This window comes from Candidatus Baltobacteraceae bacterium, assembly GCA_036489885.1.
In the GTDB taxonomy this organism is placed as follows: Bacteria; Vulcanimicrobiota; Vulcanimicrobiia; order Vulcanimicrobiales; family Vulcanimicrobiaceae; genus JAFAMS01.
Window position 1 is genome coordinate 571,038 of record DASXEW010000003.1, and the last position, 24,262, is coordinate 595,299.

Annotated in this window: 30 protein-coding genes; 3 read left to right on the plus strand and 27 right to left on the minus strand. The window is 60.9% G+C overall.

The genetic code is table 11. From position 1 onward, the window contains the following. Positions 1-37: 37 nt before the first annotated feature. The 11 genes from VGG22_08675 to murA all read right to left on the minus strand — a co-directional run bounded on the left by VGG22_08675 (position 38) and on the right by murA (position 8,749). Positions 38-856, minus strand: coding sequence for a SigB/SigF/SigG family RNA polymerase sigma factor (locus VGG22_08675; GenBank protein ID HEY1728430.1), 819 nt, complete (start codon positions 854-856; stop codon positions 38-40). Positions 857-869: 13 nt separating this feature from the next. Next, the gene (locus VGG22_08680) at positions 870-1,295 is read right to left on the minus strand and encodes an ATP-binding protein (protein HEY1728431.1); all 426 of its coding nucleotides are present in this window, start codon (positions 1,293-1,295) and stop codon (positions 870-872) included. 3 nt (positions 1,296-1,298) lie between these two features. After that, a complete protein-coding gene (locus VGG22_08685) occupies positions 1,299-1,643 on the minus strand; it encodes an STAS domain-containing protein (protein HEY1728432.1) in 345 nt (114 codons plus the stop codon). Positions 1,644-1,667: 24 nt separating this feature from the next. Continuing rightward, positions 1,668-1,874, minus strand: a complete 207-nt coding sequence (locus tag VGG22_08690) for a YtxH domain-containing protein (protein HEY1728433.1) — start codon at positions 1,872-1,874, stop codon at positions 1,668-1,670. Between the two features lie 3 nt (positions 1,875-1,877). Beyond that, a complete protein-coding gene (locus VGG22_08695; GenBank protein ID HEY1728434.1) occupies positions 1,878-2,270 on the minus strand; it encodes a hypothetical protein in 393 nt (130 codons plus the stop codon). A gap of 65 nt (positions 2,271-2,335) precedes the next feature. Then, positions 2,336-3,496 (minus strand): cysteine desulfurase family protein, encoded by a 1,161-nt coding sequence (locus VGG22_08700; protein ID HEY1728435.1) that lies wholly within the window; start codon positions 3,494-3,496, stop codon positions 2,336-2,338. Then, positions 3,493-4,797, minus strand: a complete 1,305-nt coding sequence (locus tag VGG22_08705) for a replication-associated recombination protein A (GenBank protein HEY1728436.1) — start codon at positions 4,795-4,797, stop codon at positions 3,493-3,495. The genes VGG22_08700 and VGG22_08705 overlap by 4 nt, the downstream gene beginning before the upstream one ends. A gap of 83 nt (positions 4,798-4,880) precedes the next feature. Continuing rightward, entirely contained in the window at positions 4,881-5,606 is a 726-nt protein-coding gene (locus VGG22_08710) for a hypothetical protein (GenBank protein ID HEY1728437.1), read from the minus strand. Further along, positions 5,603-6,265 (minus strand): L-threonylcarbamoyladenylate synthase, encoded by a 663-nt coding sequence (locus VGG22_08715; protein ID HEY1728438.1) that lies wholly within the window; start codon positions 6,263-6,265, stop codon positions 5,603-5,605. The genes VGG22_08710 and VGG22_08715 overlap by 4 nt, the downstream gene beginning before the upstream one ends. 9 nt (positions 6,266-6,274) lie before the next feature. Then, on the minus strand, positions 6,275-7,255 hold the full coding sequence (locus VGG22_08720; GenBank protein HEY1728439.1) for a rod shape-determining protein: 981 nt from the start codon (positions 7,253-7,255) through the stop codon (positions 6,275-6,277). A gap of 48 nt (positions 7,256-7,303) precedes the next feature. Then, positions 7,304-8,749, minus strand: a complete 1,446-nt coding sequence (murA, locus tag VGG22_08725) for a UDP-N-acetylglucosamine 1-carboxyvinyltransferase (protein HEY1728440.1) — start codon at positions 8,747-8,749, stop codon at positions 7,304-7,306. On the opposite strand from murA, the gene VGG22_08730 reads away from it, so the two are divergent. Genes VGG22_08730 through VGG22_08740 form a run of 3 tightly spaced genes read left to right on the plus strand, consistent with a single transcriptional unit; the run spans position 8,748 to position 11,941 of the window. Continuing rightward, a complete protein-coding gene (locus VGG22_08730) occupies positions 8,748-10,046 on the plus strand; it encodes an MFS transporter (protein ID HEY1728441.1) in 1,299 nt (432 codons plus the stop codon). The genes murA and VGG22_08730 overlap by 2 nt on opposite strands. Position 10,047: 1 nt before the next feature. Next, positions 10,048-11,604, plus strand: coding sequence for a gluconokinase (locus VGG22_08735; GenBank protein HEY1728442.1), 1,557 nt, complete (start codon positions 10,048-10,050; stop codon positions 11,602-11,604). 58 nt (positions 11,605-11,662) lie between these two features. After that, a complete protein-coding gene (locus tag VGG22_08740; GenBank protein ID HEY1728443.1) occupies positions 11,663-11,941 on the plus strand; it encodes a hypothetical protein in 279 nt (92 codons plus the stop codon). 44 nt (positions 11,942-11,985) lie between these two features. On the opposite strand, the gene atpC is transcribed toward VGG22_08740, so the two are convergent. The 16 genes from atpC to VGG22_08820 form a co-directional block, all read right to left on the minus strand. Then, entirely contained in the window at positions 11,986-12,402 is a 417-nt protein-coding gene (gene atpC, locus VGG22_08745) for an ATP synthase F1 subunit epsilon (protein ID HEY1728444.1), read from the minus strand. Between the two features lies 1 nt (position 12,403). Then, complete coding sequence (gene atpD / locus VGG22_08750) at positions 12,404-13,900, minus strand: F0F1 ATP synthase subunit beta (GenBank protein ID HEY1728445.1); 1,497 nt, start codon at positions 13,898-13,900, stop codon at positions 12,404-12,406. 21 nt (positions 13,901-13,921) lie between these two features. Then, positions 13,922-14,779, minus strand: coding sequence for an ATP synthase F1 subunit gamma (atpG, locus tag VGG22_08755; protein HEY1728446.1), 858 nt, complete (start codon positions 14,777-14,779; stop codon positions 13,922-13,924). Next, positions 14,779-16,278, minus strand: coding sequence for a F0F1 ATP synthase subunit alpha (gene atpA / locus VGG22_08760; protein HEY1728447.1), 1,500 nt, complete (start codon positions 16,276-16,278; stop codon positions 14,779-14,781). The genes atpG and atpA overlap by 1 nt, the downstream gene beginning before the upstream one ends. A 118-nt stretch (positions 16,279-16,396) precedes the next feature. Then, a complete protein-coding gene (atpH, locus tag VGG22_08765) occupies positions 16,397-16,936 on the minus strand; it encodes an ATP synthase F1 subunit delta (protein ID HEY1728448.1) in 540 nt (179 codons plus the stop codon). After that, positions 16,936-17,427, minus strand: a complete 492-nt coding sequence (locus tag VGG22_08770) for a hypothetical protein (GenBank protein HEY1728449.1) — start codon at positions 17,425-17,427, stop codon at positions 16,936-16,938. Before VGG22_08770 ends, atpH begins: the two co-directional genes overlap by 1 nt. After that, entirely contained in the window at positions 17,424-17,849 is a 426-nt protein-coding gene (locus tag VGG22_08775) for an ATP synthase F0 subunit B (protein ID HEY1728450.1), read from the minus strand. Before VGG22_08775 ends, VGG22_08770 begins: the two co-directional genes overlap by 4 nt. A gap of 9 nt (positions 17,850-17,858) precedes the next feature. After that, positions 17,859-18,119 (minus strand): ATP synthase F0 subunit C, encoded by a 261-nt coding sequence (atpE, locus tag VGG22_08780; GenBank protein HEY1728451.1) that lies wholly within the window; start codon positions 18,117-18,119, stop codon positions 17,859-17,861. A gap of 43 nt (positions 18,120-18,162) precedes the next feature. Further along, a complete protein-coding gene (atpB, locus tag VGG22_08785; protein HEY1728452.1) occupies positions 18,163-18,897 on the minus strand; it encodes a F0F1 ATP synthase subunit A in 735 nt (244 codons plus the stop codon). Continuing rightward, complete coding sequence (locus VGG22_08790; GenBank protein HEY1728453.1) at positions 18,897-19,259, minus strand: hypothetical protein; 363 nt, start codon at positions 19,257-19,259, stop codon at positions 18,897-18,899. Before VGG22_08790 ends, atpB begins: the two co-directional genes overlap by 1 nt. A 71-nt stretch (positions 19,260-19,330) precedes the next feature. Continuing rightward, entirely contained in the window at positions 19,331-20,482 is a 1,152-nt protein-coding gene (gene wecB / locus VGG22_08795) for a UDP-N-acetylglucosamine 2-epimerase (non-hydrolyzing) (GenBank protein HEY1728454.1), read from the minus strand. Next, positions 20,479-21,501, minus strand: coding sequence for an MraY family glycosyltransferase (locus VGG22_08800; GenBank protein HEY1728455.1), 1,023 nt, complete (start codon positions 21,499-21,501; stop codon positions 20,479-20,481). Before VGG22_08800 ends, wecB begins: the two co-directional genes overlap by 4 nt. Further along, positions 21,498-21,935 carry a cytidine/deoxycytidylate deaminase family protein gene (locus VGG22_08805; GenBank protein HEY1728456.1) on the minus strand — a complete coding sequence of 146 codons (438 nt, stop codon included), beginning with the start codon at positions 21,933-21,935 and terminating at the stop codon, positions 21,498-21,500. Before VGG22_08805 ends, VGG22_08800 begins: the two co-directional genes overlap by 4 nt. Positions 21,936-21,942: 7 nt before the next feature. Then, positions 21,943-22,596 (minus strand): uracil phosphoribosyltransferase, encoded by a 654-nt coding sequence (upp, locus tag VGG22_08810; protein HEY1728457.1) that lies wholly within the window; start codon positions 22,594-22,596, stop codon positions 21,943-21,945. Beyond that, complete coding sequence (glyA, locus tag VGG22_08815) at positions 22,593-23,840, minus strand: serine hydroxymethyltransferase (protein HEY1728458.1); 1,248 nt, start codon at positions 23,838-23,840, stop codon at positions 22,593-22,595. Before glyA ends, upp begins: the two co-directional genes overlap by 4 nt. Continuing rightward, the gene (locus tag VGG22_08820) at positions 23,837-24,244 is read right to left on the minus strand and encodes a hypothetical protein (GenBank protein ID HEY1728459.1); all 408 of its coding nucleotides are present in this window, start codon (positions 24,242-24,244) and stop codon (positions 23,837-23,839) included. Before VGG22_08820 ends, glyA begins: the two co-directional genes overlap by 4 nt. Between the last annotated feature and the right edge of the window lie 18 nt (positions 24,245-24,262).

Genomic DNA, 24,262 nt, shown 5'->3' on the forward strand with positions numbered 1-24,262 from the left:
CCTACAGCCACGACCCGACCGGGTTCTCCCCGGCTGTTTAACGTTCTTGCAGAGCGGAACGCAGCTTATCGAGGGCTTTTGCCTGCAAGCGTGAGACGTGCATCTGCGAAACGTTGAGGCGCTTTGCAATCTCCGTCTGACTGACGTTTTCGTAAAACCGTAGGTACAAGATGACGCGTTCGCGCCCGGTGAGGACGTCGAAGGCGCGCTCGAGATTCGCTTTGTCTTCGAGCAAGTCGAGCGCGGCGTCGTTTTGTCCGACGTAGTCGGCGAGCGTCTGCGACTTCTTATCGCCTTCGCCGGACAGCTCGGTATCGAGCGAAAGCAGATTGTATGCTTGCCCGAGTTCTTGCGCTTCAAGGACGTCTTCCTCGGTCGCCCCGAGATGCCCGGCCAGCTCGGCGACCGTCGGGCTGCGGCCCATCTTGACGGTCAGCTTCTCGAGTGCACGATTGACGGCGAGATTTAGCTCTTGCAAACGGCGCGGGACTTTGACGGCCCAGCCCTTGTCGCGGAAGTAACGCTTGATCTCGCCAACGATCGTCGGCGTCGCGTACGTCGTGAACTCGACGCCGCGCTCCAGATCGAAGCGGTCGATCGCCTTGAGCAATCCGACGGTTCCGACTTGAATCAGATCGTCGAGCGCTTCACCACGATTCGCAAATTTGACTGCGAGGTAGCGGACCAAATTGAGGTGCGCAACGACGAGATCGGCGCGCAGCTGATCGTAGTCGGCCGTACCTTTGGCCGTGATCTTTCCAAGTTCGCGATCTTGTCGTAAGCGCACGAACTTCGTGAATGTCTCGCGCGTACGCTGGCGATCCCAACGTACGTCGTCTACCGAATGGGCCTGCATAACGATCAGTCCGTTACTGCGTTACGGTCTTGTTCATCACCAAGCGCGCGCCGCGCTGTGGATCCATCTCGTACTCCACGCTATCCATCAACGCGCGGATCAGAAATACGCCCAATCCGCCGACTTTATTGTCTTCCTCGGCGTCTTTGACGCTTTCGAGCTTCGGCGCACGTCCGTCACCAGAGACGGTGATGCGCAGCTCGTTAGGACTAGCTTCCCAGCGAAGGTCGATGTTTTCGATTGCTTCCGAACGCTGAATGATGTTCGTGCATGCCTCTGCGATCGCAAGCTTGAGGTCGTCGATCTCGTCGACAGAAAAACGCATGCGGCTGCCGACGGCGGCCGCCGCCAAACGCGCCACGGCAACCCATTCCGCACGAGCCGGAATGCGCAGCTCGACGGTCCCAAGGGTTTGGATTTCGGGTTCGGGCGCGTTCATATTTTATACCAGTGCTTTCATTGCGCTTTGTTCGTCATCGAAGATTCCGAAAATCTTGACGAGTCCCGTAATGTCGAAGATTTTCTTGATCTGCGGATTCGTGCAGACCAGATTTACCGAGCCGCCGTGCTCGCGCACGCGCTTGAGACCGCCGATCAACACACCGAGACCGGTACTGTCGATATAGCGGACTTTCTCGAGATTGATGACCAGGTTGTAGTGTCCCTGATCGATCAGCTCCGTAATCGCATCTTTGACCTTAGGCGATGTGTAGACGTCGATCTCTCCTGCGAGATCGACGACGTAGGCATCTCCTTCAGATTCACGGACGTTGACCTTGATATCCACGCTGTCTCCTGCTCTATGGCGGCTCTAATTGGTAACCTGTGACTGCAATGTTTGGCGCTGATCGTCGGCTACGCGCCGCCCTTCATCAATAGCGCTCTCGAGGATGGCTTTTCCCCGACCGATCAATTCCGCAACACTCGACGGCAATTCGCTGGCTTCGCCTGGCGCAACAACGAGCGCAATCCCGGCTCCGATTGCAAGTCCGACCAGCAAACCCAGCGCAAACTTCATGGCTTAGCTTCCGCCTCGCACGATCCGTCGCAAACCGGCAGTGATTCCGGCGACCGTCGCTCCCAAGCTCACGAACGCGGGCTCGACCGCCGACGAGATCAAATTCGTGCCCTTCGCCAGCGTTGCGGCGACACGTTCCAGCTGCCCGACGGCGCTCTTGGCGCGATCGAGTGTCTGATCCGCGGTCGTCGCAATGCCGCTGACGCGATCGAGCGTCTTGGCAAGCGGCACGCCGAGCGTGGCAATTTGACGATCGACTTCGTCGAGCGTTGTCCCGAGTCGCGTGAGAACGCGTCCCAACTGGATCGAAGCATACAAAAACCCGATCCCGACGAGTAGAACGCCAAGCCCAACGGCTATTTCACGAAACACGACGGCCGAGTCGGTGCCCGTCACGCCAAAAAACCTCCGCGTGCTCGTGTAGACGAGCACAGATATGAGATACCCCCAGACGGTAGAGTCTACACCGAAAGGGCCGCCCCCTCGCGTTGGGAGGCGACTAAGGAGGGAAGCAAGGAAGCGACGCGCTCGATCTCTTCCGCCGTGGTCCCCCGCCCCAGCGACAGGCGCAGGGTCGCCCCGTTCGCACCGGCTTCACCCAGCGCAGCGATAACGTGGCTGGCTTCGAGCGAGCCGGCCGCACAGGCGCTCCCGGCCGAAGCGGCCACGCCGGCCAGGTCAAGGGCAATCAGAAGCGATTCCGCATTGACCCCCGCAAATGCGAGGCTCGAGATCCCGGGCAGCCGCGCGACGCCGCGGGCGTTCACGTGAACGTGCGGCACAGCTGCCGTTACTTTGGCTTCGAGCGTGTCACGCAGCCCTGCGACTCGGGCGTTCGTGGCGTTCCGAGCGCCGTCGGCAAGCTCGAGGGCCTTGGCCATGCCGATGACCCCGGAAACATTTTCGGTTCCTGCCCGGCGCCCACGCTCCTGACCGCCGCCGTGAATGAGCGGGGAGAGCGGAGTTCCATTCCGCACGTAGAGCGCCCCCACGCCCTTGGGTCCATAGAGCTTGTGCGCCGAGATCGCGAGTGCATCGACCCCGAGCGCGGTGACGTCGAGATCGAGCGTACCTGCAGCTTGCACGCCGTCGGTAAGGAAAACGATGCCGCGCGCGCGTGCGATTTCGACAAGCTGCGCGATCGGCTGAATCGTTCCGATCTCATTGTTGGCGTACATCACTGTTGCCAGAATGGTGTCGTCGCGCAACGCTTCGGCGAAGCGCGTCCGATCGACGACGCCATCGGAATCGACGGGAAGCAGCGTAACCTCGAAGCCTTCATCGCGTAATGCACCTACGGTGTGAAGCACTGCGTGATGCTCGATCGCCGAAGTGACGACGTGCTTGCCGCGCGCGCGAGCGGCACGCGCCGCGCCGATGATCGCCATGTTGTCGGCTTCCGTCCCGCTCGCCGTGAAGATGATCTCTTTGGGCTTGCAGTGCAGAATCACCGCGATGCGCTCGCGCGCCGAATCGATCGCTGCACGTGCGCGCCGCCCTTCGGCGTGTATCGAGCTAGGATTGAAACCGTCGCGCGCAAAATACGGCTGCATCGCCTCGAGCACGTCGGCGGCAAGGGGCGTCGTCGCCGCATGGTCGAGATAGATGCGCGCGGCGCTCACTTCTGGTCCTCAAACGGATCGCGCTCGGGGGCTTTGGGACCGCGGCGTTTCTCGATCCAGTTGATGTACTTGCGTTCTTCGCCTTGTTCGCCGGGCTGATAATATGCACGGTTGCGCAGCGACTCCGGCAAGTACGATTGCAGACGCTGCGCGGGCGGGAGATTTCCGCCTTCGCCCATTACCGCATAATCGTCGTGCGCGTAGCGATAGCCCTCGCCGTAGCCGAGATCTTCCATCAGCGGCGTCGGCGCGTTCCGCAAATGAAGCGGGACCGGTTCGTTGCGCGTGTTCTGCACGTCGAGGGAGGCCGCTCCATAAGAACGGCCGACGCTGTTGCTCTTCGGCGCTAGCGCGAGATAAAGCGTCGCATGGGCTAGCGGATAGAAGCCTTCGGGCATCCCGATGAAATGGACGGCTTGTTGCGCGGCGACCGCGACGGAAAGCGCACGCGAGTCGGCAAGACCGACATCTTCGCTAGCTAGAATCACGAGACGGCGCACGATGAAGAGCGGATCCTCCCCGCCATCGATCATACGCGCCAACCAATAGAGCGCGCCGTCCGGATCGCTGCCGCGTATCGTCTTTATAAAAGCGCTAACCGTGTCGTAATGCGACTCGCCGGCCTTGTCGTAACCGGTCGCGCGCCGCTGCAGCGCTTCCGCGACCGTGGCGGATTCGATCAGGCCGTCATTGGCAATTGTGGCCGCGAATTCGAGCGTATTAAGTGCCGCGCGCGCGTCGCCGTTTGCGAGATTGACGAGCGCATCGCGCGCCGCGGGCTCGAGGACGATCTTGGATTTTCCGAGGCCACGTTCGGGATCGTGCAGCGCGCGGTCGACGATCGCGGCAATCTGTTCGTCGCCGAGCGCGTGTAAAACGAAGACGCGTGAACGCGAGAGCAGCGCCGAGATCACTTCAAACGACGGATTCTCGGTCGTCGCGCCGATCAGCGTGATCGTCCCGTCCTCGACATAAGGCAGGACCGCATCTTGTTGCGCTTTGTTGAAGCGATGAATCTCATCGACGAATAAGACGGTGCGGCGCCCCGTCTTCTGAAGCTCTTGTGCGCCGCTGGCGACTTTTCGCAAATCCGCGACTCCCGCGCTTACGGCGGACAACGCGACGAAGCGCGCGCCCGTCGTCGCGGCGATGATCTCGGCAAGCGTCGTCTTTCCGGTGCCGGGCGGTCCCCATAAAATCATCGATGGCACCGTGTCCGACTCGATTGCGCGCCGCAGCGCGTGACCCGGTCCGATCAGATGCTCTTGGCCGACGAATTCGTCGAGTGAATGCGGCCGCATGCGCGCCGCGAGCGGCGCATTCGGGGGCGGCCGCTTGCGCGAACGCTGCGGCTCGACCGCATCGCCGAACAGCGGCTGCGTGGTTATCTCCGCTTCTTCGGCGGCTTCGTCGGAGCGGGCGTTCCCGGCGGCGCAGTCTGCACCGGGGCACGAATCTGGAACGGCGCTCCGGGCTTTCCGGTCGCCGTTACCGTTTCGCTTGCCGTGTCGTACGTAACGTTGTCGGCGATCATGGACTGTCCGGTGCTCGTGTCGTCGATGTGCACGTCGCCGGTGAGAACGAGCATATGCTTGAGCTGGTCGAGTTGACCGCGCGCGGCGGTGACGACCTTCGTGCCCTGCGTGAACTTCACGTTTCCGATCGCAGTGTAATTTTTCGTCGGCCCGTCGACGTCGAGTTCGTCGCTCGTCAGCGTTTGCGGATCACTCGAGGCGGTCTTCGCCGTGATGCCGACCGTTGAAACGGGCTTCGCGTTGTGCAGGATGACGTGGCCCGTGATCTTCACACTTTTTGTGATCGAATTACCGGTCGCATGATCGCCGGTAACATCCGTCCCCGGTTGCGTGAACTTCACATCGCTCGGAATCGTGAAATCGCCGTTGCGCTGATTCCAAGTTAGATTCTGTCCGCTGATGGTGTACACACCCGGATCGTTGAGCGTCGCACCAGCCGATGGCGCGGCGCTCGGCGGATGCGTGGGCGGCGGAGCCGGCGTCGACGTCGGCGCGGCAAATGCAATCGCACTCGGCGACGCCAAAAGGGCCGAGCTCAGGACGACGAGCTTGAAATGTTTACGTGCTTTGTTCACTGATGCGGATCGTAGGGCCGCGCTATGTTGGTACCCAGCTTCTCTTCCAAGACCTCTGCGGAAATCACGCCGTTGCGCACAATGCGTACAATCGGGCGCGTGATGTCCAATATCGTCGAGCGCGCGCGCTGTGGCGTTGGTCCGTCGAGCACGGCGAGATCGCAATCCGGAAGAAGCAAGAGGTCGTCGTCGCCCCAATACGGCGGATCATCGCCGCGGCTAGCGCTCGTCCCGGCGAGCGGACCGCAGCGATCCAAGATTGCGGAAGCCAGCGGATGATCGGGAACGCGCAACCCAAGGCCATCGTTCCCCCACGTTACGCGCTCCGGAATAAATGCCGGTCGCGGAATGACGAGAGCGATCGGCCCGGGCATCGTGCGGCGCACCGCAACGGCCGCAAACGGATTTGCGCTCGTGTACTCGAGCGCTTCTTGCACGCTCGCAAGATAGAGGCTCAGCGGACCTTCGTGCGGCCGCGCTTTGCTTGCGTAGATCTTTCCGATTGCATCGCGCTCGTACGGATCGCATCCGATCGAATAGACGGTGTCCGTCGGATACACGACGATGCCGCCGCTTTCGACGACGGCGGCAACAGCGTCTAAAACAACTTCGAGCGGTTCCTTACGCGCGTCGATAACGTTCTTAACGGCGCTTCGCATGGAATTCTCTTACGCGCGAACGCGCTGCCCTGTACCGATCGCGACGCACGACATCGGATCCTCGGCAACGATGACCGGAATCCCGGTGACCTCGCCGAGCAGCGTGTCGAGTCCGCGCAAGAGTGCACCACCACCCGTAAGGATGATGCCGCGATCGATGATGTCGGCGGCGAGCTCGGGCGGTGTTTTCTCGAGCACCGACTTCACCGCTTCGACGATCGCCTGCACCGGTTCGGATAGCGCTTCACGTACTTCTTCGCTCGTGATCTTCACGGTCTTAGGAAGACCATTGATCAGATCGCGTCCGCGAATTTCCATCGCCAATTCTTGTTCCAGGCGATATGCGGAACCGATTTTGATCTTGATCTCTTCGGACGTGCGTTCGCCGATCATCAGGTTATAGACGCGGCGAATGTGCCGGATGATCGCTTCGTCGAGCTTATTGCCGGCGACGCGAATCGATTGCGAAACGACGATTCCGCCAAGCGAGATCACTGCGACGTCGGTCGTGCCGCCCCCGATGTCGACGACCATGTTCCCCGAAGGTCCGTCGATTGGAAGGCCTGCGCCGATCGCCGCTGCCATCGGCTCTTCGATGATGTCGACGGTACGTGCACCGGCGAGCTTCGCGGCGTCGCGAACGGCGCGCTCTTCGACGCTCGTGATCTCTGCGGGAACACAGATCGTTACGGCCGGTTTCGGCTTGAACAGCGTTTCAAAAATCGAACGATTCCGCGTGACCTTCTTGATGAAATAATTCAACATCGCTTCAGTGACTTCGAAATCTGCGATGACGCCGTCGCGAAGCGGGCGTATGGCTTGAATGTTACTCGGCGTTTTGCCCAACATTTGCCGCGCTTCTTCACCGACTGCCAGCGTACGATTTGTGCGAATATCTTTGGCAACGACGGATGGCTCGCGAAGAACGATGCCTTTGCCTTTGACATACACCAAGACATTGGCGGTGCCGAGATCGATTCCGATTTCCAGAGTAAAAGCTCCTAAACAGTGGCTTTGAAAGGCGAGACCAGGATGTCGTTACATAGCGACCTTGGGATACTCGCTCGTTTCGAAAAGGCCGGCAGGCTCGGAGAGGGGCGTGATGCCGCTGCTCCTGCGTACTTGTGCGCCAAGTGTCGTCAGCATCTCTTCTAGGCGCTCGTGTCCGCGGTCGATGTATTCGAGGCCCATGATCTCGGTTTCACCCGCAGCTGCCAGGCCCGCGACGACGAGCGCTGCGCCGGCGCGAATGTCCGGAGCTTCGACAGGCGCCCCGGTCAAGCGCTCGGTTCCTTTGATCAAGGCCGTATTGCTTTCCATCGAGACGCGTACGTCCGCGCCCATACGTGCGAGCTCGTTGACGTACGAGAAGCGCGCATTGAAGATCGTCTCCTCGACGACGCTCGTCCCGGGGCACGTGCACAAGAACGAGAGCATCGGCGGCTGCAGATCGGTCGCGAAGCCCGGATAGGGTGCGGTCAGAATGTCGGTCCCGCCCTTGACGGCGTCGGCCTCGATGCGAATGTAATCATCGCCGGTCTCGACCTTGACGCCGCATTCCGTGAGCTTGCCGAGCAGCGCTTCGAGATGCGAGGGGCGGCAATCCGTAACGGTCACCTTGCCGCGGGTCGCGGCACCGCAGAGCGCGAGGGTTCCGGCCACAATCCGGTCGGGGATGATCGTGTACTCAACGCCGTGCAGCTCTTTGACGCCGTCGATGACGAGCGTCTCGGTACCGATGCCTTTGATTTTCGCGCCCATGAGCGCCAGAAATTGCGCGAGATCGACGACTTCGGGTTCGAGCGCTGCATTCTCGATTATCGTTTCGCCCGAGGCCGTAACGGCGGCCAGCATGGCGTTTTTCGTGGCGCCGATGCTCGGGGTACGCAACGAGATCTTGCCTGCCTTCAGGCGTTTTCCGCCCGCGTCCGCGACCAAATATCCGTGCTCGTTCTTTACGTTCGCGCCGAGAGAGCGGAATGCGGATTCGTGCATATCGGTGGCCCGGGTCCCGAGAACGCAGCCGCCGGGCAGCGGGACTTCGGCCTTTCCGAACCGGCCCAAGAGCGCGCCCGTAACGTCAAATGATGCGGCCAGCTTGCGGACCAGCGTATACGGCGCCCGATGCGTCCCGACGTTGGTCGAGTCGATCGTCAGCGTGTGGCTGTCTTCGAGCGTCAACCGCGCACCGAGTGCCTCGAGCAGCGACCACATCACCGAAACGTCGGTGATCCGCGGAATACGATGGAGCGTTACCTTGCCCTTAGCCAATAGCGACGCTGCCATGATGGGCAGGGCAGCATTCTTAGCGCCCTGTGTACGGACCTCACCATTTAGCTGGTACCCCCCGCGAATACGCAGAGTGGTCTCCAGCCTATCTAAGAAATTCAAGTGTCTCCAGAGTTCGCTTTCCCCAATAGAGTTTCCGCGCAATGGGTAACCTGGTACCCTAACCAAGGGTGTTTTGCCCGGAAGGAGCGACATGGCTACCGCTGCGATGGGCCGGTCTCGGCCGCGCACCAATCTGCGTTGGTTGATTGGTCTTTTGCTCGGTTTCGGAATTTTGATCAACTATTTCGACCGCGTAAATCTCTCCGTTGCGCATCCCGCGTTCACCCACGATTTCGGAATCACCGACGTGGAGTTCGGTTATCTCTCGAGCGGCTTCGCGTGGACGTATGCCATCTTGCAAATACCCGTCGGTCTGATACTTGATCGCTACGGCGTCATCTCGATCGGACGCATCGGCGCATTCTTCTGGGGAATCGCGTGCTTCATCACGTCCGCGGCTTCGGGATTTTGGCACATCTTTATCTCTCGATTGATTCTCGGCGTCGCCGAGGCGCCGGCGTTTCCGGTCAGCTCGAAGGCGACGGGATATTGGTTCCCGCTCAGCGAGCGCGGACTCGCGACGTCGCTCTTCGATGCGGCCGCGAAATTCTCGAACGTGATCGGTGTTCCGATCGTAGCTGCGATCGCATTCTACTTCGGTTGGCGCGCGATGTTCGTCGTCACCGGCATCATGAGTCTGATCTACTTTGCGCTGTTCTATATTTTCTACCGGAGCCCGAGTCAAGACAAACGCCTCGATGACGACGAGCGCCGTTACATCGTCGAAGGCGGCGCGCAACCCGAAGGCGTTTCTGCAGTCGGCGGCGGCGCGACGCTCGGATATTTGCTCACCAAAGCCAAGGTGTGGGGACTCACAATCGGCTTTGCCGCATATGGTTATTCGTTCTATCTGTTCTTGACGTGGTTGCCCAGTTATCTAGTGAAAACGCAGCACTGGGATATTCTCAAATCCGGCTTGTACACGGCGATTCCGTGGGGGGTTGCGACCGTCACCGATCTCGTCATCGGGGGATGGCTCGTCGACTATCTGATATCGCGCGGCATGGAATCAACGCGCGTGCGCAAGTTCTTCCTCATCCTCGGCATGCTGCTCGGGCTTGCGATTGCGGGCGCGACGACGACGAGCGATCCGAACATTGCAATTATCTGGATTTCGATTGCACTTGGCGGGCTTGCGTTCTCGGCGCCGATCGGGTGGTCGATTCCGGCACTGATCGCGCCCAAGGGCAGCGTCGGCACGGTCGGCTCGATCATGAATTTCCTCAACAACGTCGCCGGCATCGCGGCGCCGATCATCACCGGCTACGTCATCGGCGGGACGAATTCGTTTTCGACGGCGTTCCTGATCGCAGCCGTTGTGCTCGTGATCGGAATTCTCTCGTACGTGTTCTTGCTCGGCAAGATCGAACCGATCCCGGAACCCACGTAGCATGACGGGCGAAGGCGCCCTCATCGGCATCGATCTCGGCACGACCGCCGTCAAAGTCGTCGCCAACGCTGCTTCGGACGGCCGCGAGCTGTCCGAAGCGACGAAACGTTACGCGCTCTCGACGCCAGCACCGGGCCACGTCGAACAAGACGCCGACGAGATCTATCGCGCGACGATGGAATCTCTTCGCAAAGTCGTCGACGAGATCAAGCTGCGCGCCGTGCAGCCGCTTGCAATCGGCTTCTCGGCCGCGATGCACGGCGTGCTGGCCCTCGACGAGCGCGGCGAGCCGATCTCGCCGCTCATCAACTGGATGGACCGCCGCAGCGCCGAGATTGCAGAAGGCTGGCGCGAAGACGGAACGGCAGAGGATCTCTACGCGCGGACCGGCGCGCCAATGCACCCGATGCTGCCGCTCTGCAAACTGCGCTGGCTTTCGGAAAACGATCCCGCGCTCTTCAAGCGCGCGTCCCGGTTCGTTGGGATGAAAGAGCTCTTCATCCATCGCTGGACCGGTGAATGGCTCGTCGATCACGCTATCGGGACGGCGACGGGTATGCTCGATACGCGCACACGCATGTGGGATCCAAAAGCGCTGGCCGCCGCATGTATCGAACCCGAGAGGCTTTCGGAGCCGGCTGCATGTTCAACGAAGCGGACCATCACACGCGCACAAGTCGCAAGCGCACTCGGCATCGACGAGAAGACCGCGATCGTCCTAGCCTCGAGCGACGGCGCGCTTGCGAATCTCGGATCGGGCGCGATCTCAACCGATCTCGCGGCGCTGACACTCGGAACGAGCGGCGCGGTCCGCATCGTGTGCGACGCGCCGGTGCTCGACAAAGCGTGCCGGACATTCTGCTATATCTTCGATGACAAGCATTGGCTCGTCGGTGGACCGACGAGCTCGGCGGGCGCGGTGCTCGAGTGGCTTTTTGCATTGCTGCTCGGCGACGTGCCGCGAGATCAGCGCTTCACGCGCGCCGTCGATCTCGCAAGCCAATGCAAACCCGGCGCCGAGGGTTTGACGATGCTGCCTTTTCTCTCCGGCGAGCGCGCGCCATATTGGCGCGGCGATCTGCGCGGTGCGTTCCTGAACCTCGATCTCTCGCACGAACCCAAACACATTGTACGCGCAGCTTTCGAGGGCGTCGTGTTCGCGATCTATACGGTTCAGCGCGTCATGCGAGAGCTGAAGATCGATCCGCAAGCGCTCTTACTCTCAGGCGGCCTCACGCACGCACCGCTCGTGCGCCAAATGATCGCGGATGTGTTCGAATGTGAAACGCGTGTCTCCGATCATGACGAAGCTTCAGCATTCGGCGCAGCAATGTACGCGGGGCTCGCAACGGGCGTGCTGCGTTCGATCGAGGACGTGAGCTCGCGGATCAAGACTTCGAGCGTCCATCGCCCCAATCGCGAGTTATCCACAGTCTACCGGGAGGCGTTCGCGCGCTTCGAGGACCGGGTCCGGGACGAGGTCTGCAGGCTAAGCCGCCCAGGGCTCAAGTCTCCCATTCCAACGGCCGATGAAATTAGTGCGGCCGGTCGGATATAGGTCCTCCTAATCCTCCTATATTCCGACCCGGTCCGCAAATATTCACCGGAGTACTGGATTGCAAGCACCCGAGGATTTCGACGCCTTCTTGCGCGGGCTCTTGGAGAACCCAAGCAGCACCAGCACCCAACGCCGGTTTTCCACCGACGATCGTTCGCTTATAGAGCGCATGCTTCGTGCGATGGAAGAGGGTGCACATGGCGTCATCCTGGTCAAGCATCCCGACGAGCGTCTCGAATATTTGATTGCGAACGCAGATCGAATCCAAGCGATAGGACTCATGGCGCAAGCCATAGACCGAAACGCGCAGATTGCCTCCGAGCGCAGGCGCGGCTAACCCGCGTCAGAGATAGAAAGCCGGCATGAGCCGGCTTTTTCTTTTTAGTGCATGCCTGCGATATAGAGCTTTGCGTGTGCGAGATCGATGATCGACTGCTCGCGGCGATAAGCTTCGAGATCACCGCCGGCTGAACGCTGGCGCTCCTGCGCCGTAGACAGGTCGCGACGCGTCTCGTCGATGTTGATGTCGTTGCGCTCGAAGGCTGCGTCAACGAGCAGCGTGATGCGATCCGGAAGCACTTGCAGAAAGCCTTCGCCCGTCGCTAGCTCCAGGCGTTTCGTCGCGCCACCTTCGACGACATTGGCACGCAGCACGCCGGGCCGCACCGTGGTGAGATAGGGGGCATGATGGGGCAGAATGCCGGTCTCGCCTTCAGTGCCGGTCGCGATCACGAGCTCCGCTTCACCGTCGAAACGGACGGCGATCGGCGTGATCAGCTTGAACGCAACGCTGGCCAAATTAGACCTTGACGCCCATCTTCTCGGCGTTCTCTTTGACTTCCGAAATGTCGCCGGCCATGTAGAAGGCCTGCTCCGGAAGATGATCGAGTTTGCCGTCGAGGACTTCCTTGAACGACGCGATCGTATCCGCGATCTTCACGTACTTACCGGAGCGTCCCGTGAACTGTTCCGCGACGAAGAACGGCTGGGAGAAGAGATTCTGTAGACGGCGGGCACGACCGACGACTGCGCGGTCTTCTTCCGAAAGCTCCTCGATACCGAGAATCGCGATGATGTCTTGGAGATCGCGATAGCGCTGCAATGTTTCTTGCACGCCGCGCGCAACGCTATAGTGCTCGTCGCCGACGATCCCCGGATCGAGAATGCGTGACGATGACGCCAACGGATCGACGGCCGGATAAATTCCGAGCTCCGAGATTTGGCGCGAAAGTGCGGTTGACGCATCGAGATGGCTGAACGTCGTCGCGACGGCGGGGTCGGTGTAGTCGTCGGCGGGGACGTACACGGCCTGCACTGCGGTGATCGAACCGTTTTGCGTCGTCGTGATGCGCTCTTCCAGCTGTCCCATTTCCGTCGCAAGGCCGGGCTGATAACCGACGGCCGAAGGCATGCGCCCGAGGAGCGCCGAGACTTCCGAGCCGGCCTGCATGAAGCGGAAGATGTTGTCGATGAACAGCAGCACGTCGGCGCCCAGCTCGTCGCGGAAATACTCCGCGAGCGTGACTCCGGTCTGCGCGACGCGGAAGCGCACGCCCGGCGGCTCGTCCATCTGTCCGAAGACGAGGGCCGTCTGTTTGAGAACGCCCGACTCTTTCATTTCAAGATAGAGGTCGTTGCCTTCACGCGTTCGCTCACCAACGCCCGTGAACACGGAGAAGCCTTTGTGGACGGCTGCGATGTTGCGAATCAGCTCCTGAATCAGAACGGTTTTGCCGACGCCCGCGCCGCCGAAGAGACCGACTTTACCGCCTCGCGAATAAGGCGCCATCAGGTCGATGACCTTGATGCCCGTCTCGAATTGACGCGTCGTCGGATCTTGCTTCACGAACTCGGGCGGCTCACGGTGAATCGGCCAATACGCGGCCGCTTTCACGGCGGTCGAATCGCCATCGATCGTCTCGCCCAAAACGTTGAAGATGCGTCCGAGCGTGCCCTCACCGACCGGCACCGTAATCGCCGCACCCGTGCTGGTCACGGGCGCACCGCGCACGAGACCATCCGTCGAGCCCATTGCGAGGCAGCGGACTTGATTGTTGCCGAGCTCGCCTTGCACTTCGAGTACCAGCTCCCGGGGCTGCATCGCCGTTCCACCAAGCTCGATCCCGCTCTGGCCGGCTTTGCCATTGCCTTGCGATTTCGCGAGATCGGTGTTGACGCTGACCTTCAGCGCGTCGTTGATCTTCGGCAACGTCTCCGCCGTGAATTCGACGTCAACGACGTTACCGAGAACTTGAACGACTTTTCCGGTGGCTTTTTCCGTTGCGGTACTGGACATGATTGCCTTTTCTTTCAAATGCTACGAGGCGAGGGCTTCGGCGCCGCCGACGATCTCCAAGATCTCCTTGGTGATCGCTGCTTGGCGCGCTTTGTTCATCTCAAGAGTGATCTCGTCGATGAGTTTTCCGGCATTGTCGGTCGCGTTGCTCATCGCGATCAGCTGCGCGGCAAAGAAAGCCGCATCCGTTTCGAGCATCGCCGAGTAAATCGTAAACTCCAGATATTTCGGAAGCAATTTCGAGAGCACGGCTTCCGGGCTCGGTTCGAACTCGACCGCGCTGCGTGGGCCGCTCTTCTCTTCCTTTTTCTCGCGTGTCACCGGAACGAGCTCGCGCTGTTCCGGACGCTGAATCATCACCGACACCATCTTTTGCGAGATCAGCACGATCTTCGAGATATTGCCGGAGAGAAAATCCTCACCGGCTTTCTGCGCGATCTCGCGCGCGACGTCGATCTTGACGCCGGTCGATTGCGGCCAGTATTGTTCGATCTCTTCGCGCCGCCGGATGTGATTGCGGCCTTTGACGCCGACGCTATACCATTTCACGCCGCTCTGCGCCTCGCGCCGGTACGCATCGGCAGATGAAATAACGTTGGAGTTGAACGAACCGGCCAAGCCTTTGTCGGCCGTCATCAGGATGACGCCGGCCGGTGCTCCGGCCTTGCCCGGCTTCATATACGGATGGTCGATCGCGCCAACCGCATCGATCAGCTCGCGCAGCATATCCGACATCGCATCCGCGTACGGACGCGACTGCGATCGCAGCGTTTCGGCGCGACGAATCTTCGCGGCGGCAACTTGCTTCATCGCTTTCGTGATCTGCTGCGTGTTCTTCAGCGACTTGATACGGTCGCGAAGATCTCGGAGTGACGCCATTAGAAGCTCTTGTTGAACTCCCCGATAGCGGCCTCGAGCTTCTTTTCCGTCTCGTCGTCGACGGCTTTCTTCTCTTTGATGGCGCTGGTGATGTCTTTGTGCTGCTCGTGCAAGAACGAGACGAAGCGCGCGACCCAATCCTGCAGCTTATTGGTCGGGAGCGAATCCAGATATCCGCGGGTTGCCGCGAAGATGACCGCAACCTGATCCTCGACCGGCTGCGGATGGTATTGCCGCTGCACGAGAACCTCGGTGATCTTCTCACCACGCGTCAGCTGCTGCTGCGTGTTCTTGTCGAGATCGGCAGCCAGCTTGGTAAATGCCGCAAGCGCGCGGTACTGTGCAAGGTCGAGCTTCAGTCGACCCGCGACCGAACGCATCGCCTTGATCTGCGCCGAACCGCCGACGCGCGAAACCGAGATGCCGACATCGATTGCGGGACGGATGCCCTGGAAGAACAGCCCCGATTCGAGATAGATCTGACCGTCGGTGATCGAGATCAAGTTCGTCGGAATGTAGGCCGAAACGTCGCCGGCTTGCGTCTCGATGACCGGCAATGCCGTCAACGAACCGCCGCCCTTTTCATCCGACAGTTTTGCCGCGCGTTCCAAGAGACGTGAGTGCAGATAGAAGATATCGCCGGGATATGCCTCACGGCCCGGCGGCCGGCGCAGCAACAGCGAAACCTCGCGATACGCCTGCGCGTGCTTCGTAAGATCGTCGTAGATGATCAGCACATCTTTGCCCGCATACATCAACTCTTCACCCATCGCGCAACCCGCGAAGGGCGCGATGTACTTGAGTGCGGCGGGCTCCGACGACGACACGCTGACGATCGTCGTGTACTTCATCGCGCCTTGCTTCTCGAGCGTTTGGGCTAGCGAAGCGACGGTCGAATTCTTCTGACCGATCGCAACATAGATGCAGAAGACGCCTTGGTCTTTCTGATTGATGATCGCATCGATCGCAATCGCCGTCTTTCCCGAACCACGATCGCCGATGATCAGCTCACGTTGGCCGCGTCCGATTGGAACCAGTGCGTCGATTGCACGCAACCCGGTCTGCAACGGCTGCTTGACCGGTTGGCGCTCGATGACCGTCGGCGCAGTGTTCTCGATCGTGCGATACCGTTTGGTGTCGATCGGGCCTTTGCCGTCGATCGGCTGTCCGAGCGGGTTGACGACGCGTCCGAGCAGTGCCTCACCGACGGGAACGGATGCGATGCGGCCGGTGCGGCGCACGCGATTGCCTTCCTGAATGTCCTCGTCCGGCCCCATGATGATGACGCCGACGTTGTCCTCTTCGAGATTGAGAACGATGCCTTCGATTCCATTCGGGAACTCGACGAGCTCGGAAAACTGCGCTGCGTCCAAACCGTAAACGCGCGCAATCGAATCGCCGACCTCGATGACCGTTCCGACCTGATCTTCTTTGAGATCGGTGTTGAACGAGGCGATCTGTTGTTTGAGAATTCCGGCGATTTCATCTGCGTTGATCATTTTGAAGGCGCTCCGCCCCAGGCTCGGCGCCCCCCATGCTGCGCATGGGGCCCCCAAAGCGCCGAGCCCGGAAGCATTTCGAATGAGTGAAGATTCCCCGAGGGGGCTCGAAACAACATCATCTTGTTTGTAAAGTCCTCATGAGTTCGTTGAGTTTGCCCGCGACGGTACCGTCGATTGAGACGTCGCCCATGCGGATACGGACGCCGCCGAGAAGACTCGGATCGACGCGCTCCTCGACGTCGAACTTTTTTCCATACATCTTCGAGAGCGCCGCGACGAGATCGTCAAGCTCTTTACGCGGCAACTTGTGCGCGCTCGAGACGATCAGAGGTTCCTCGCCGCGCGAAGCGCGTTCGAGAACAGCGTACTGGCGCAGCAGCTCGGGTAGGATGCGCTCGCGGCGCTTGCGCACCAGCAGCAACAGCGTGTGCAGCGCCAGCTCCTCGATTTTCCCGTTGAACGCATCCAGCAACACTTTTTGCTTTTCGTTGCGGTCGATTACCGGCGCAACGAAAAATCGCACCACGCCGTCGTCTTCCTGCATCGCATCCCAAGCGGTGCGCAGGTCGCTGCCGATCTCGGCGATCTTTCCGCTTTCCTTCGCGAGATCGAAGACGGCTTGCGCGTAACGGCGCGCTAGGGTCTCGTTAGCCACTAACGGCCTCCCTTTTGCGCGAGGTCATCAATGAAACGGCCGACCAGCGTGGCCTCGGCTTTTTCGTCGATGCGGGCCGAAACGGTTTTGCGCGCGGCGGCCAGCGCCTTGTCGATCATTTCGATCCGTAGCCGGTCGCGAGCCGCAACACGCGAGCGTTCGTAATCGGCGTGCGCATTGCGCACCAAACGCTGCGCTTCGCTGTGCGCCGCCGCGACGACGATCGCCGCCTCCCGGCGCGCATCACGCTCGATGTGTTCTTTGATCCGCGCGCCGTCCGCAGTCGCTTCCGCGATCTCGGCCCGCGCGGCAGCAACGCGCTGCGCGGCTTCATCACGACGCTTCTCATTCTCGCGAATCTCATCGTTCTTCGCGGCAGTCATGTGCTCGATCGTCGGCGTGAGAAAACGAATGAACCCGATGACGATCAAGGCCGCGAAGACGACAGCCGCGACGACCTGGCTCCAGAGCGCAATCGCTTCGTAGTTCACAGGCGTCCCACCGTGCGGGCGACCATCTCATCGGCGAGCTCTTGGACCAGCCGGTGCTCTTCGCCGCGCGCCACGCTCATCTCACGATGGATCTTCGTCTCGGATTCCTCGACGATCCGCGAGAATTCGGCCTGCGCTTTCGAAACGATCTCTTCGGCTTGCTTCATCGCTTCGTTGCGAACCGTTCCGGCGATGTGATCGCCTTCTCGCCGGCCCTCGGCGCGTTTCTCATCCGCTTCGTTCTTGAGCTCTTGGACGTCACGAAGCGCGGCTTCGTACTCGCTGTGAACCGAGTCGATATAGGCGCGCCGCTTGCGAAGCGCGGCCGATGCCGGCTTGATGTACACCACGTTCAGGATCGCATAGAAAATAAAGAAATTTATTATCTGGATCCAAAACGTGCCGTCGAGCTTGAGGAACATTAGGCGGTGTTAGTGTCCCGCGAGCGACTTGAGGACTTGGGGAATGCCCGCCGGCGCGCCGCTCACGACGAAGAACAGATACAGACCGAGGCCGAGTCCGATGATCGGGAAGGCTTCCAGAACGCCGACGCCCAGGAACATAAAGGTAAAGATGTTCGGGCGGGCTTCAGGTTGACGCGCGATCGCTTCAACGGCCTTCGACGATACGATGCCGTCGCCGACCGCCGATCCGAGTGCGACGGCCGCAACGATCAGCGAAAAACCGATCACGACCGACGACAGCAATATACTTTCGTTCAAGAATGTTGCCTTTCTAGTGTTCCTCGGCCGTTGCCAAGGATAGGTAAACGATCGATAAGAGCGTGAATACGAACGCCTGCAGCGTCCCGATGAAAAAATTGAAGAACTGAATGAGGAACGGCATGATCGCCGCAGCCAGCGAGAGGTCGACGGCACCGATGTGGATGCCGGACGTGATGATCTGAACTGCGACGAAGATCAGCAGCTCGCCGACGAAGATGTTGAAAAACAGGCGCAGCGACAACGTAATCGGACGCGCGAGATCTTCGATAATGTTGAGCGGCAACAGCGCCGGAAACGGCTGTGAGAGATGCTTGAACGCGCCGATTCCGCCTCGCGCGATCGCCGTGACCCAAATTCCGACGTACACGATGATCGCGTACGCGAGCGTCGTGTTCAGGTCGGCCGTCGGCGACCCGCCGAACGGCAAACCCAGCTCTTTGAACGGAAAGAATCCGATCTGATTCAACATGAAAATGAACATGAAGATCGAGACGAACACCGGCACGAATCGCTCGCCGCGCCGTCCGATCGTGCCGATCGCGAGATCGCCGAGCCAGTTAATCATGCCTTCGAACGTCGCTTGCGTGCGGCGTACGCTCGCGGGCGAACGATACGACGAACCAAGCCATGCGAAAAACAGCAACGAAAACAGCATCACGCCCCACGTCGTGATGAGCGTATCGGAGTGCACGGTCCCGACGATGGGCCAAACCCACTCGGGATGTTCGCCGATTTGTTGGTGCACTAAGGCTGCCTCGATATCTCCCGCTTCACCGCTATTACATAAAGTGCCAGCGGCGTAAAGAACCCGGCGAAGTACAGCCCCATTCCCCAAATAGGGCCTATGACAGCCGTCAACACCGGAAGAGCGCCGAATGCGAAGACGCGCAGCACGCTGCTCCGGGCGTGAGCTCCGAGCGAGAACCCTTCCGCGAGCCGTTCGTTCGTACGCATCAGAAGCAGCGCATATGCGATGCCGCCGAAAACGCCGAGGAGCAGATCGAGTCCGAGAACCGGTGCTCGTGTCGACGCCAAAGCGGCGACAGGGACGATGAGGAGCAGCGAGCTGGCGCAAACCGACCGCTTGCGCGCGATATACGCGTGCATTTCGGAGGCTGCACCGGCGCGAGTCCCGTTAGTCTCAGCTTTGGACGGTCCCTCCTCGATCTTTGTCGAGGTCACGCAGCGTCGCTAAAGACGAACGGTTTGGGTCCCTCCGCACCGCGGAGACGTGCGAGAAGCCATTGCACGATCCGCTCGGCGGCATGTCCGTCGCCATACGGATTGTGAGCGCGAGCCATACGTGCGTAGTGCTCGCCATCTTCTAGTAAGCGACGCGCGCCGGCGACGATCGCCTTCGGTTCGGCTCCGACCAGCTCGAGCGTCCCGGCCCGGATCCCCTCGGGGCGCTCGGTCTCGTTGCGCATGACGAGCACAGGCTTGCCCAGGATGGGTGCCTCTTCTTGCAGTCCGCCCGAATCGGTCAGGACGAACTTACAGCGCCGGACGGCCTGGACGAGGTCAGGGTAGTCGATCGGAGCGACGAGCCGTACGCCGGGAACCTCCCCGAGCCGCTTGCGGACGACCGGCTCGACCATTGGCGAGGGGTGGACCGGCCAGAGAACCTGTGGGCGCGACGGGAGCTCTACGATCTGGGCAACCGCCTCGCAGATCCCCGCCATGGCCTCGTGGTTCTCGCGCCGGTGGGCCGTCATGAAGATGAGGGGGCGGGCCGGATCGAGCGAGTCCAGTTCGGCGTAGTGCGCGGGCTTGCGGCTCGCCGCCAGGAACGCGTCAACGACCGTGTTGCCCGTTACGATGATGTCGGAATCGGCGACGCTCTCGGCGAGCAGATTTTTACGGGCTTGTTCCGTCGGCGCAAAATGGTAATCGGCGATCCGCCCGGTGAGGCGGCGGTTGAGCTCTTCCGGATACGGCTCCCAGTGCGTCGAGGTACGCAACCCCGCCTCGACGTGCCCGACCGGAATCTTCTTATAGTATGCGGCGAGCGCGGCTGCGGTGCTCGTCGTCGTATCGCCGTGGACGAGGACGACGTCGGGACGCGCGCGCTCGAGCACGCCGTCCATCCCCTCGAGGACGCGCGTCGTGATGTGCGTGAGGCTCTGACCCTCTTGCATGATGTCGAGATCGTAGTCGGGCGTGATTTCGAAAAAGGCAAGAAGCGCATCGAGCATCTGGCGGTGCTGCGCGCTGACGCACACGAGCGGCGCAATCGCCGGACTTGCGGCGCGCAATGCGGCCACGACCGGCGCCATCTTGATCGTGTCCGGCCGAGTTCCGAACACGGACATAACGCGCAGCGGCCTCACGGCGCGAGCGATGTCGCGCCGATCGAACCACCGGCAGCGCTCGAAAGCGCAAATGCCGTTGCGCCCAAGATCAGGCAGACTGCGTAGATCAAGAGCACGGCCTGACGCACATTGAGTCCGAATTTAAAAACGAGCACGTGATGAAAATGTTCGCGATCGGCTTCGCTGATGCGGCGACCGGCGCGCGCGCGGCGAATGATCGCCGCCAACGTATCCACGATCGGAAGAGCAAGAACGAGCGCGGGAAGGACGAGGCTGATCGTGACCGCACTTTTCGCATCACCGACGATCGACGCCGCGGCAAAGATAAAGCCGATGAACAGCGCGCCTGAATCGCCGAGGATGATCTTGGCCGGGTTGAAGTTGTACGGAAGAAACCCGATCACGGCGCCGACCAGCGCGCTCAATACGAGCGCAACGACGATGTGTCCCTTGGTGAGCGCGATTGCGAACAGGAACGTGCCGGAGATCGCCGTCAATCCGGACAGCAAACCGTCGAGGCCGTCGACGAAATTGATCGCGTTCATCATCCCGAGATACCATAAGAGCGAGAGCGCGACGCCGAGTAAACCGGAGAAATCGATCCAGCGCCCATGATGAAACGGATTGGTCGTGCCGTGAATGCGGAAGTCGGGACCGTAGAGCATGAGCAGCAGCGTCACAACGACCTGCGCGAGGAGCTTGTAGCGGGGACGCAGCCCCATGATATCGTCCCAAATGCCGACGCACACGATCAACGTACCGCCGAACAGTAATCCGAGCAGCGCGTGCACTTCGGCCGCGCCGAACGTGCCCTTTGTGATCGCAATTCCCGTCGCAACAAAGAGCGCGAGCGCAAAGCCGAGATAGACGGCGATCCCGCCGATGCGCGGCTTCGGCGTGTCGTGCATGCGCCGTTCGCCCATCTCGTCGAGCATCCCGACGTGTGAGGCGAGACGCTGCACGAGCGGCGTCACCAGCAGAGCCGACACCAGCGCTACGGCAAACGCGACGATCGCGAGGATCTCGACTTGTTTCACGTCTTGACGCCTTCGAGCGTCCTGAACGCAACGATGCCGACGCCGGCTTCACGCAAGAGATCGATTGCGATCTGGTCCGGATACGACGTATCGAAGATGATTTTCTTGATGCCCGCGCTGATCAAGAGCTTCGTACAGTTCACGCACGGCTGATGCGTGCAGTACGCGGTCGCGCCCGCGACGCTGACGCCGTGCAGTGCGCCTTGCACGATCGCGTTTGCTTCGGCGTGCGTTGCGCGCTGGCAGTGCTCGTTCACCACCATGCAACCGACGTCGGTACAGTGCGGCACACCGCTCGGCGCGCCATTGTATCCCGTCGTCAGAATTCGCCGGTCGCGCGTCAGCACGCAGCCGACCGCCGCGCGCGGACACGTCGAGCGTGTCGCGACGGTATGCGCGATCTGCATGAAGTACTCGTCCCACCCGGGTCGCATGCGTTGCTTATTTCACCATCGTTGGAATTGAACTGGTGCTCCCGAACATCCGGTCGCCGGCATCGCCCAATCCTGGGACGATGTAACCGTGATCGTTGAGCCTCCGGTCGAGAGACGCGGTCACGATTCGGCAGTCCGGCTGCGCGCGAACCACCTCTTCAACACCTTCGGGCGCCGCGATGATGCAGATGAACGTCATCTCGGTTGCACCACGCGATGCAAGCGTTCGCAATGCCGCGGATCCCGAGTGACCGGTCGCCAGCATCGGATCGAGAACGAAGACCTGGCGCCCGGCGAGATCGTCCGGAAGATTCGCATAGTACGGGATCGCTGCGAGCGTTTGCGGATCGCGATAGAATCCAAGATGCGCGACGACCGCGTCGTCGATCACGTCGAGAAAACCCGGCAGGAGCCCGAGTCCGGCTCGCAAGATCGGCGCAACGACCGGACGCCCGTCGATGCGCGTCGCGTCGGTCTCCTCGAGCGGCGTAGCGATGCGTTCGATGCGAACTTTCAGGTTGCGCGTCGCTTCATAAGCGAGATATCCGCCCAGCTCTTCGACCAACCGCCGGAACACGAAGGTCGGCGTCGTTTTTTCTCTGAGCCGAGCCAAACGGTCGGCGACCGCCGGATGGTCGACGATCGTCACTTGTGCGCTCACGGTACGTCGAAGCGGGACGTGAGCTCCAAGGTGCGTGCGCGCAGCGCCGGCTGCTTCGTCTTCGTTTCGATGTCGCCGAGCGCTTCGACGATGATCTTTGCGATCTCGCGGGCTTCGTCTTTGCCCATGCCGCGCGTCGTCACGGCCGCGCTGCCGAGTCGCAATCCGCTCGTGACGGCCGGTTTTTGCGGATCGTACGGAATCGCGTTCTTGTTCGCGGTGATGGCGATACCGTCGAGATATTCTTCGACCGCTTTACCAGTGAGATTTTTCGGTGTGAGGTCGACGAGCAAGAGATGCGTGTCGGTTCCACCGCCGACCAGCCGCACGCCGCCGCGCAGCAGCTCCTCACCCATGACCTTCGCGTTCTCGATCACGTGCTCGCCGTAGCGCTTGAACTCGGGTTGAAGCGCTTCTTCGAACGCGACGGCTTTAGCCGCGATCAAATGCATGAACGGGCCGCCTTGAATTCCGGGGAAGATGCTCTTGTCGATCTCTTGCGCGCGCTCCGCCTTCGAGAGAATCAGACCGCCGCGCGGACCACGCAGCGTCTTGTGGGTCGTCGACGTCACATGATCGGCGAGTGGGACGGGCGAAGGATGCAGTCCCGTGGCAACGAGTCCGGCGATGTGCGCCATGTCGACCATGAACGTCGCGCCGACTTCGTTTGCGATCTCGCGAAACGGCGCGTATTCCATCGTGCGCGGATAGGCACTCGCGCCGGCGATGATCAGCTTCGGCTTGTGCTCGCGTGCGAGCTTGCGCACTTCATCGAAATCGATCAGCTCGTCGCTCTTGCGCACGCCGTATGCGACGGCGTTGTAGAGCTTACCGGAAAAACTGACCTTTGTGCCGTGGGTGAGATGTCCACCCATCGCAAGCGACATGCCGAGCACCGTCTCGCCGGGCTGTAGCGTCGCCATGAATACCGCCATGTTCGCCGGCGCGCCCGCGTGCGGCTGAACGTTGGCGTGTTCGGCCGAGAACAGCTTCTTTGCGCGTTCGATTGCGAGCGATTCCGCAACGTCGACGAATTCGCAGCCGCCGTAGTAGCGCTTTCCGGGGTATCCCTCGGCGTACTTATTGGTCATCACCGACGCCGTTGCTTCGCGCACCGCGCGGCTCGCATAATTTTCGGACGCAATCAGTTCCAGATTGTCGCGCTGGCGATTCTCCTCGTTTGCGATCGCTTCGGCGATTTTCGGATCGGTCGCGGCCAGCGCGGATTGCTCCAACGTTTTCACGATTTTTCTTTCGGCGGCGTGCCCTCGGGCTCCGCCGCGCGACGCCGCGCTGCCGCGCCTGCAATTATCCACAAGAGCAGCGCGATGCCAATCGACTCGAGTGGATCGATCCGGGGTGCGAGTCGCCACGTCGCAAACAATCCGCCACCGAGAAAGAACGCGTCGTACAGCCCCAGCGGCAAGCGCGGAGCTTCCGGCGGCGGTGGCGGAAAGAATCGTCTCTCGACGTCGATCATCGCGGGATACGCGAGCGTCGAAAAGAGCGCGATCGCGCCAAAGACCAGCGCTTTCGCGGGATCGGTATGCGCCAGCACGATCGCACCGGTCAGCGTGAAAACCCCGAACACGCCGAAGAATGCCAGCGGAACGAGCGCGGCGATGCGCAGCGGCAAGAACGGATTCACTGCGGGCTCTTTCGAAGG

Bases quoted from the DNA above. Each gene is read 5' to 3' on its own strand.
- murA (HEY1728440.1), bottom strand. From the start codon at position 8,749: ATGTCGCTCCTTCCGGGCAAAACACCCTTGGTTAGGGTACCAGGTTAC.
- atpD (HEY1728445.1), bottom strand. From the start codon at position 13,900: ATGTCCAGTACCGCAACGGAAAAAGCCACCGGAAAAGTCGTTCAAGTT.
- VGG22_08775 (HEY1728450.1), bottom strand. From the start codon at position 17,849: ATGTTCCTCAAGCTCGACGGCACGTTTTGGATCCAGATAATAAATTTC.
- VGG22_08690 (HEY1728433.1), bottom strand. From the start codon at position 1,874: ATGAAGTTTGCGCTGGGTTTGCTGGTCGGACTTGCAATCGGAGCCGGG.
- VGG22_08735 (HEY1728442.1), top strand. From the start codon at position 10,048: ATGACGGGCGAAGGCGCCCTCATCGGCATCGATCTCGGCACGACCGCC.
- VGG22_08730 (HEY1728441.1), top strand. From the start codon at position 8,748: ATGGCTACCGCTGCGATGGGCCGGTCTCGGCCGCGCACCAATCTGCGT.
- VGG22_08805 (HEY1728456.1), bottom strand. From the start codon at position 21,935: ATGCGACCCGGGTGGGACGAGTACTTCATGCAGATCGCGCATACCGTC.
- VGG22_08680 (HEY1728431.1), bottom strand. From the start codon at position 1,295: ATGAACGCGCCCGAACCCGAAATCCAAACCCTTGGGACCGTCGAGCTG.
- VGG22_08705 (HEY1728436.1), bottom strand. From the start codon at position 4,797: ATGCGGCCGCATTCACTCGACGAATTCGTCGGCCAAGAGCATCTGATC.
- atpA (HEY1728447.1), bottom strand. From the start codon at position 16,278: ATGATCAACGCAGATGAAATCGCCGGAATTCTCAAACAACAGATCGCC.
- VGG22_08715 (HEY1728438.1), bottom strand. From the start codon at position 6,265: ATGCGAAGCGCCGTTAAGAACGTTATCGACGCGCGTAAGGAACCGCTC.
- atpG (HEY1728446.1), bottom strand. From the start codon at position 14,779: ATGGCGTCACTCCGAGATCTTCGCGACCGTATCAAGTCGCTGAAGAAC.
- VGG22_08675 (HEY1728430.1), bottom strand. From the start codon at position 856: ATGCAGGCCCATTCGGTAGACGACGTACGTTGGGATCGCCAGCGTACG.
- VGG22_08790 (HEY1728453.1), bottom strand. From the start codon at position 19,259: ATGCACGCGTATATCGCGCGCAAGCGGTCGGTTTGCGCCAGCTCGCTG.